Annotated in this window: 2 protein-coding genes; both read right to left on the reverse strand. The window is 71.6% G+C overall.

What is annotated here, in order from left to right:
* Positions 1–1,434, reverse strand: a 1,434-nt coding sequence (locus ACTWQJ_RS49315) for a rhamnulokinase (protein WP_443312878.1), incomplete at its 3' end; no start/stop codon positions are given.
* On the reverse strand, positions 1,431–3,069 hold a 1,639-nt coding region (gene rhaD / locus ACTWQJ_RS49320; protein WP_443312879.1), incomplete at its 5' end, for a bifunctional rhamnulose-1-phosphate aldolase/short-chain dehydrogenase. The genes ACTWQJ_RS49315 and rhaD, both read right to left, overlap by 4 nt.

Raw genomic sequence — 3,069 nt, forward strand, 5'->3', positions numbered from 1 at the left:
CCGGGCCTCCGCCTCGCTCCAGCGTGCCGCGTCCCCCCGCGGTTCGTACCGCGTCAACGGCTGCGTACGGGTGAGCAGGCGCCGTCCGCCCGCGAGGTCGCCCACCAGCCCATGGGCCCGGGCCTGGACCAGGACGTTCCCGAGGGCGGCGGCCTCGGTCGGGCCCGCCACCACCGGCAGCCCGCAGGCGTCGGCGGTCAGCTGGCAGAGCAGGGCGTTGCGGGTGCCGCCCCCGACGACGTGCACTACGTCGACCGGGTGGTCGGCCAGCCGCTGCGCCTCGGCGATCGCCCGCCGGTGGGCGAGGGCGAGCGAGTCGAGGATGCAGCGGGTGATCTCGGCGGGCGACTCGGGCACCGGCTGCCCTGACACGCGGCACGCCTCGGCGATCCGCTCGGGCATCCGGCCCGGCGCGAGAAACGCCGCGTCGCCCGCGTCCACGACCGACCGCAGCGTCGGCACCTTGGACGCGTCGAGCAGCAGCTCGCCCAGGTCCGGGTCCCCCCAGGCCCGTACGCACTCCTGGAGCAGCCACAGCCCCATGATGTTGCGCAGATAGCGGACCGTGCCGTCCAGCCCCAGCTCGTTGGTGAAGTTGGCGGCCCGGCTCTCCTCGCTCAGCACGGGGGTATCGAGCTCCAGCCCGGCCAGCGACCAGGTGCCGGTACAGATGTATGCGAACCGTTCACGCCCGGCCGGCACGGCGGCCACCGCGGAGGCGGTGTCGTGCGACCCGACGGTCGTCACCGGCACCGGACCGGCGAGCCCGGTCTCCTCCAGCACCTCGGCCCGCAGCACACCCGCCGGATCACCGGGCTGCCGCAACGGCGCGAACAGCCCCAGGTCGATACCGAGCCGCGCGGCGACGTCGTACGACCAGTCGCGCGTGCGGGGATCGATCAGCTGGGTGGTGGAGGCGTTGGTGAGCTCGGTGCCCTGCTCGCCCGTGAGCCAGTACGCCAGCAGATCGGGGATGAGCAACAGCCGCTGGGCATGCGCCAGTTGGGCCGATTCCTGCGCTGCCGTCAGCTGGTACAGGGTGTTGAAGGGGGCGTACTGCAACCCGGTCGCCGCGTACAGCTCCTGCGCCGGGACGGCCGCCCACACCTTCTCGGCGACCCCCTCGGTACGGGAGTCCCGGTAGTGCACGGGGTTGCCGAGCAGTGCCCCGTCCGCGTCCAGCAGGCCGTAGTCCACGGCCCAGCTGTCGATGCCGACGGAGTCGACCTGCCCGGCCGCCCGCAGCCCGTCCAGCACCCCGGCATACAGACCGAGCACGTCCCAGCGCAGCCCTTCGGGCACTCGCACGGGCCGATTAGGAAATCGGTGCGCCTCGGTCAGCTCCAGGCTGTCCGGCCCGACCCGGCCGACCATGACCCGCCCGCTGGAGGCGCCCAGGTCGACCGCGGCGTACGACTTCACGCCGGCGCTCATCGCAGGAAGGCGGCCGCGACGCCGGCGTCGACCGGGATGTGCAGTCCGGTGGTGTGGGTCAGGTCCCCACCGGTCAGCGCGAAGACGGCGTTCGCGACATGGTCCGGGAGCACCTCGCGCTTGAGGATGGTCCGCTGGGCGTAGAACTCGCCGAGCTTCTCCTCTTCCACGCCGTACACGGCGGCCCGCTGGGCACCCCAGCCACCGGCGAAGATCCCGGACCCGCGCACCACACCGTCCGGGTTGACCCCGTTGACGCGGATGCCGTGCTCGCCGAGTTCGGCGGCCAGCAGCCGCACCTGGTGGGCCTGGTCGGCCTTGGTGGCGGAGTAGGCGATGTTGTTCGGCCCGGCGAAGACGGCGTTCTTGGAGGCGATGTAGACGATGTCACCGCCCAGCTCCTGAGCGATCATCACCCGGGCGGCTTCCCTCGACACGAGGAAGGAACCGCGCGCCATGATGTCGTGCTGGAGGTCCCAGTCCTTGGCCGAGGTCTCCAGCAGCGGCTTGGAGATGGAGATCCCGGCGTTGTTGACGACCAGATCAACCCCACCGAAGGCCAGCACGCCGGCCTTGAAGGCCTCGGCGATCTGCTCCTCGGACGTGACGTCCACGGTCACCGCGACAGCCTTGTCGGGACCGCCGAGCTCCTCGGCGACGGCCTGGGCGTTCTCGGCGTTGAGGTCGGCGACGACCACACACGCACCCTCACCGACCAGCCGATGCGCGATGGCCTTCCCGATCCCACTGCCCGCCCCGGTCACCAGCGCGACCCGCGTCGCGAGCGGCTTGGGCTTCGGCATCCGCTGGAGCTTGGCCTCTTCGAGGGCCCAGTACTCGATGCGGAACTTCTCCGACTCCTCGATGGGCGCGTACGTCGAGACGGCCTCGGCCCCACGCATCACATTGATGGCGTTGACGTAGAACTCGCCGGCGACCCGGGCGGTCTGCTTGTCCTTGCCGAAGGAGAACATGCCGACACCCGGGACCAGCACGATCGCCGGGTCGGCGCCGCGCATGGCGGGGGAGTCGGGCAGGGCGTGCCGCTGGTAGTAGGCGGCGTACTCCTCGCGGTACTCGGCGTGCAGCTCCTTGAGCCGGGCGATGGCCTCATCCAGCGGAGCGGTGGGCGGCAGGTCGAGGACGAGCGGCCGCACCTTGGTCCGCAGGAAGTGGTCGGGGCAGGAGGTGCCGAGGGCAGCGAGCCGCGGATGCTCGGCCCGGGCGAGGAACTCGAGCACGACATCGGAGTCGGTGAAGTGCCCGACCTGCGCCTTGTCCTGCGAGGCGACGGCACGGACATACGGGGCCAGCGCCGCCGCCCGCTCCCGCCGCTCGGCCTCGGGCAGCGCCGCGTACCCGTCGATCACGGGACCGAAGGGCTCGGGCTTCCCCCGCTCGGCGAGAAAGGCCTCGGCGGTCCGGATGATGTGCAGCGAGTTCCGCTCACACTCCTCGGAGGTGTCCCCCCAGGCGGTGATCCCGTGCCCACCGAGAATGCACCCGATGGCCTGCGGATTCGCTGCCTTCACTGCGGCAATGTCGAGCCCGAGCTGAAACCCGGGCCGCCGCCACGGCACCCACACCACGGTGTCACCGAAACACTCGGCGGTGAGCTTCTCACCGTCGGCGGCA

It is taken from the genome of Streptomyces sp. KR55, from assembly GCF_052245645.1.
In the GTDB taxonomy this organism is placed as follows: domain Bacteria; phylum Actinomycetota; class Actinomycetes; order Streptomycetales; family Streptomycetaceae; genus Streptomyces; species Streptomyces flavusporus.